Source organism: Acidisoma sp. (genome assembly GCF_035492295.1).
In the GTDB taxonomy this organism is placed as follows: Bacteria; Pseudomonadota; Alphaproteobacteria; order Acetobacterales; family Acetobacteraceae; genus Acidisoma.
In genome coordinates, this window is sequence record NZ_DATJJK010000042.1 from 1 (window position 1) to 5542 (window position 5542).

A 5542-nucleotide genomic window follows, 5' to 3' on the forward strand; every position below is an offset into this window, starting at 1 on the left:
AATGAAGCTCGGCCTGTTCATGATGCCGCTGCATACGCAAAAGCTAGGCTACAAGGAGATGTACGACCAGGACGTGGAGGCCGCACTTCTGGCCGAGCGGCTCGGCTATGATGAGTTTTGGATCGGCGAACACGTCGCGGCGAAAGTGGAGCCGGTGTCCAGCGCTCTGCAGTTCTTGTCCGCTATCGCTTACCAGACAAAGGCCATCAAACTCTGCACGGGCGTCGTGAACCTACCGCAGCATCACCCTGCGCGCGTGGCCGCCGATGCTGCCATGCTGGACCACATGTGCGACGGTCGGCTCATCTTGGGCATCGGGCCGGGCGGCCTCGCGTCCGATTTTGAGCTTTTCCAGACGGCCGACAAAAACCGCCAGGAGATGATGGCGGAGAGCGCCGACATTATCCGCGCGATCTGGGGAGGTGGCGCGCCGTACGACATCAAGGGCAAATACTGGACGGTCAGGGTTGTTGATTCTGTCCAGCCTGACATGGGTATCGGGCCGATGCCGACACCGTTCCAGACGCCCTTTCCAACCTTCTACACCTCCGCGATGAGCCCGTTCTCAAGCACCGCCAAGCTTGCCGGCCAGCGCGGCTGGAATCTGATCTCGGCGAATTTCAATGCGGCTTGGGTCGTGCGGTCGCAATGGGAGGCCTATCAAGCCGGGGCCGAGGCGGCCGGTCTCCGCCCGGACCCGAAGACATGGCGTATCGCACGCAGCCTGCTGGTGACCGAGAGTGAAGATGAGGCGCGCAGCTATCTCGCGGAGGAGGGCAATGCCATCTATGCTTATTATAACTATCTGTTCACTCAACTTGGCCGTGCTGGTGCACGCAAGATCTTCCTTACAGAGAAGACTGCGACTGAAGAGGAATTGACCCTGCAGGCAGTGATGGACGCGATGGTGATTGCGGGGCCTGCCGGCCGCGTCATCGATCGGCTCATTGATTTCATTGATCAGGTCGGGCCCTTCGGCGGCCTGCTCTGCACGTTCCACGAATGGGACCGTCAATCGCTCTGGCAGAGCTCCATGGGCCGGCTGATTGAAAACGTATTTCCAAAGGTCCGGCAATATTGCAACTTGAAGCTGGTGGCGTAGAACGCAGACCACGCTGAAGGTTCTGCTGGTTCCCATGCCAAGTGGCGAGTTGGCGATGGGTGGCTGATTTAGAATGGCTTGGGCTGAGAAGGCTGATTGGAATACTGGAGTGGATTGTCTCAGCGGTGATTCGGCGTTGGTCACGGACCGTCGCGAGGTTTCGCTCGCTAATGGGTTCAACGTATAAGAGGCTGAGCGATGCCCCCGGACATATGGTAATGGGTAGCCCTATTAATGGATCGGCTGCGGCTCGGCGCGCGACAGTTCGTTCCGGACATCGTGGCGCGGGAGAGCGCAAAGATGCGCCATCCGCGTCCACGGGACATGCCCTTCTATCCTCGACCGTCATTGGTTCGGCCAATCGAGGCCGGGTTCTGCAGGCGCTCTTTGATCTTGGTCCCACAAGCAGAGCGGAGCTTGCGCGACAGGCAGGTGTGAACAAAACCACGATTTCTGGCATTGTACAGCCCTTGCTTGATCAACATCTGCTTGTCGAAGGTGATCGACTCTACACCGCAGAAGGCAGTGGCAAGCCAGCGAAGCCCCTTTGGTTTTCGCCGAATGCACGCCCGATCTGCAGCGTACTGCTTATGCCGGGGGTGATTCGGACCTGTCTCGTGACACTTGATGGTAGGATTCAGGCCGAACAGACCCAGCCTTGGACTCCAAGCGGTAATAGCCGCGATTCCGTCCTCAATATGATCATGACCACCATAGGGCAGACGCTTAAAAAAGCGCACCGGACTCCGCTCGGTATCGGCATCGCCGTGGGCGGAATGGTCGACACAGATCTTGGTCGTATCATCAAGGTGAATCTGGCGCCAATTTTGGATGGCCTTATGCTCGGCGATGCTCTGACCCGTCGGTTCGATCTGCCTGTCCTGATTGACCACCATCCGCGCGCACTACTGGTGGGCGATCGCTGGTTCGGTCACGGCCGGGGTGTGCGGACGTTCGCGGTGGTGTACACAGGTGAGGTTCTGGGCGCTGCCTTCTACCTTAACGGGCAACTTCATCGCGGCCTGGGAGGTGCAGGCGGCGAGCTTGGCCACACCTTTGTGCAGGTCGATGGGGAGCTATGCCGCTGTGGCCAACGCGGTTGCTGGGATACCATCGCGACGCTGAGTTGGCTCCGTCGCGAGGCCCGTAAGGCCTCGCTCCCCAATGCGGACATTATCGACTCCCAGAAGCTGGCTGAGCAGGCCTCCGCCGGCTCGACAGGAGCTGCCGAACTTCTCGACCGATATGCCCGCAATCTGGCGATCGGTATTGCTAATCTCCAGCAGATGCTGGCGTCGAATCTCTATGTGCTACATGGGGACGTAGCGCTAGGTGGCCAAATGATGATTGACGCGATCACGGGCCACGTCAGACGTTTCGTACCTGGGCGCCCAGGTAGCGAAGTCTCCATCGTTGTCAATGAGGCCAGGGATCGCGCCGCCATGCTCGGCGCAGCCGGCCTGATACTGTCCGATCTCCTTCAGTTTCCGGTCTGACTATCGCCTACGACAAGCCAGGATAGGTACTGAACCACGGGCGCATCCGTTCGACAGCGGCCGCCACGGCGAGCACGCTTTCATCCGCGTGGCGCCGTCCGATAATTTGAAGCCCGACCGGCAACCCATCCGAGGTCAGCCCCGCCGGAATCGATATGGCGGGGTGGCCGGTAAAATTGATCGGGTATGTCATGCACCAACCGATCAGGGGATCGACCGCCTCGCCGTTGATCTCGGACGGCCCACGGGTATTTCCATCGGTCGCGTTCAGAACAGGCGGCACAGCGAGAGTGGGCGAGATGATAACATCATAGCGGTCGAGAACATCCTCCAGCGCGTCGAAAACATGCGTTCTCAAGACATCATCGAGCGCATGTTCTACCGCCCCAACGCGGCCAGCCGATTCCAGCATGACCCTGAAATCCGGCGTGAGTTCGTCCGCGTGGTCGCCGAGAAGATCAAGGCCATCCGCTTTCCAGTGTTCGGCGATTGCGGCGTAGTGCACGGAGATGGTACGCACCCATAGCGCGGCCAATTCGCTGTGATGTGGTTTGAGCCCGAGTTCGACCTCATCGACGGCCATGCCATGGGATGCGATTGCGGCCGCGGCTTCAGCAATCAGCGTGGCGACCCTTTCATCCACGGGAAAACTGCCAAGCCTAGGGCTATAGGCGATCTTTACCGGGCCAGCCGCGCGGCTGGCACCCGCGACATAGTCGATCCCATCATCGGGCAGCGAGAGCGGATCGCGCGCATGGGGACCGGCCATAACCTGCGTCATCAGTGCGGCATCTGACACGGTGCGGGCAAGCGGCCCAATATGCACCAAAGGATGACCCCAGAGAAACGCATCGGGCCGGGTGACGGAGGGGATCCGCCCGAAGGAAGGCTTGTACCCGACGGTGCCGCTGAAGGACGCGGGAATGCGCACCGAACCGCCGCCATCCGTGCCCTGTCCGAGGGCTGCAAGTCCGTCCGCGACCGCCGCCGCGCTGCCTCCGGATGATCCGCCTGCGTTGTAGCCGATGGCCCAGGGCGTGCTCGTCGGTCCAAAACGAGGATTGTCGGTAATGCCCTTATGCCCGAATTCCGGGGTATTGGTTTTGCCAAGAATGATGGCACCGGCGGCCAGCAGACGCTCAACAGCGGCAGAACTGCGGCTGGGCACGCGGCCGTGAACGGCGCGCGACCCCATCGAGGTCGGAATGCCCGCGACGTCATCAAGGTCCTTGATCGCTATGGGCACGCCATGGAGCGGTCCGAGGGGTCCGCCTGCCATAACAGCACGCTCCGCGGCGCGGGCCGCTTCCAAGGCCTCTTCCGCGAGAACGAGCGTGTAGGCGTTGACGACCGGATTGCGCTCGCCAATTCGCCGAAGATAGGCTTGAACCACTTCGACCGGAGATACGTCGCGCCGACGGATACGCACGGCAAGTTCCGTGGCCGGCACAAAGCACAGGCGTGTCAATTCGTCGGCCATCATCATCGGTCCTTCATTTGCACGTCGAGTATCCCGCAGGGTGCGGCCCCTGGCTGGATGTTCGGGGGACTCATGTCACGGAGTAGGCTGCGGCGGTGGTGAGGCATCCAAGGCGCCGCGTTCATTGATCCAGTCGGACTCGCCCTTGGCGCCGGTGATATAGGCCACCACTTCGTCCATCGTGGTGTCGCTGCTTTCCATATCCGCGACCTTGGCCCCCCGTCGCATGACGACAACGCGGTTACACACGGCCCAAAGATGCTCAAGATTATGCGTCACCATCAGAATGGTCAGGCCGCGTTGGCTCAAAGTGCGGATAAGACCGATGACCTCGGCCGACTCCCGCACGCCGAGCGCCGCTGTCGGTTCATCCAGCAGAAGCAGCTTGCTGCCCCAGAATGCCCCTCGCGCAATTGCCGCCATCTGCCGCTGACCGCCCGACATGCGATCGACCGGCTGGGTGCGTACTCGTGGAATATCGATGTGCAGCTCTTCAAGTCCGCGGATTGCGGCTTGCGCCATTTTTGCCTTCCGCATGATGCGCAGAAGGGCGGGCCCCTTGCCCCATGCGAGTTCGCGTCCGAGGAAGAAATTCTCGCCGACAGTGAATGCGCCGATCAGTGCCAGATCCTGATAGACGGTTTCGATTCCGAGCCGCTGGGCTTGGACCGGTGGATAGAGCGAGCAGGGCTGACCTTCGAGCAGGATCTCCCCGGAGGACGGCTCGTGCGCGCCTGCCAGGATTTTGATGAGTGTGGATTTGCCGGCGCCGTTGTCACCGACCAGACCGACAACGTCCCCGGCGTTCAACTCAAGATTGAGGCTTTTCAACGCTTGTATCGCGCCGAAGTCCCTGGTGATGCCGCGAAGACTAAGCAAGGTCACGCGCGCGTCCTTTCGTGCGACGGTGCCGGACCGGCATCAACCGCGAGCATAGCGGCGGCCGATGCCACCGAGCGCGACAGCGACGACGAGCAGGCCACCCGAAAAAAGATATTGCGTAAAAATCGGTGCCCCGATCATGGCAAGGCCGTTATTGCCGACGGCGACGGTCACAACGCCGATCAGAGTTCCGAAAATATGGAACTGACCTTCGCGCAAGGCGGCGGATCCCAGAAATACCGCGGCAAATGATGTCAACATGAATCCGTCTCCGGCCGCAACCTGGCCGGATCCGAGATTGGACGCCATCAGGATGCCGGTGATCGAGGCGCATGTGCCGGAGATCGCGAAGGCGACGATGCGACTGCGATCGACGGCGATGCCCGCTCGTCGCGCATTGTCCGCATTGACCCCGATGGCCTTGATGTGCTGCCCTTGCACCGTCCAGTTGAGCAGTACCCACAGCAGTGCGACAATCCCGAGCATGACAACGACCAGATGCGGTACGCCCCAGAAGCGCCCGATGGCGATGTCCGTGAAGGACATCGCATGGCTCAATTGCAGCGGGATACCGCCGGAATA

Annotated in this window: 5 protein-coding genes; 2 read left to right on the top strand and 3 right to left on the bottom strand. The window is 60.9% G+C overall.

Features of this window, described 5'->3' with window-relative positions:
* Position 1: 1 nt before the first annotated feature.
* Together VL752_RS02955 and VL752_RS02960 are read left to right on the top strand one after the other, a co-directional pair.
* A complete protein-coding gene (locus tag VL752_RS02955) occupies positions 2-1102 on the top strand; it encodes an LLM class flavin-dependent oxidoreductase (protein WP_325352248.1) in 1101 nt (366 codons plus the stop codon).
* Between the two features lie 434 nt (positions 1103-1536).
* Positions 1537-2598 carry an ROK family protein gene (locus VL752_RS02960; protein ID WP_325352249.1) on the top strand — a complete coding sequence of 354 codons (1062 nt, stop codon included), beginning with the start codon at positions 1537-1539 and terminating at the stop codon, positions 2596-2598.
* Between the two features lie 7 nt (positions 2599-2605).
* Here the strand turns inward: VL752_RS02960 and VL752_RS02965 are convergent, their stop codons facing one another.
* From VL752_RS02965 to VL752_RS02975, 3 genes are all read right to left on the bottom strand, one after another.
* Positions 2606-4084, bottom strand: coding sequence for an amidase (locus VL752_RS02965; RefSeq protein WP_325352250.1), 1479 nt, complete (start codon positions 4082-4084; stop codon positions 2606-2608).
* 69 nt (positions 4085-4153) lie between these two features.
* Positions 4154-4963 carry an ATP-binding cassette domain-containing protein gene (locus VL752_RS02970; RefSeq protein WP_325352251.1) on the bottom strand — a complete coding sequence of 270 codons (810 nt, stop codon included), beginning with the start codon at positions 4961-4963 and terminating at the stop codon, positions 4154-4156.
* A gap of 36 nt (positions 4964-4999) precedes the next feature.
* Positions 5000-5542 (bottom strand): ABC transporter permease (locus VL752_RS02975; RefSeq protein ID WP_325352252.1); only part of this gene is annotated, 543 nt, incomplete at its 5' end.

Excerpts from the sequence above, each read along its gene's own strand:
- VL752_RS02955 (WP_325352248.1), top strand. The coding sequence starts at position 2 with ATGAAGCTCGGCCTGTTCATGATGCCGCTGCATACGCAAAAGCTAGGC.
- VL752_RS02965 (WP_325352250.1), bottom strand. The coding sequence starts at position 4,084 with ATGATGATGGCCGACGAATTGACACGCCTGTGCTTTGTGCCGGCCACG.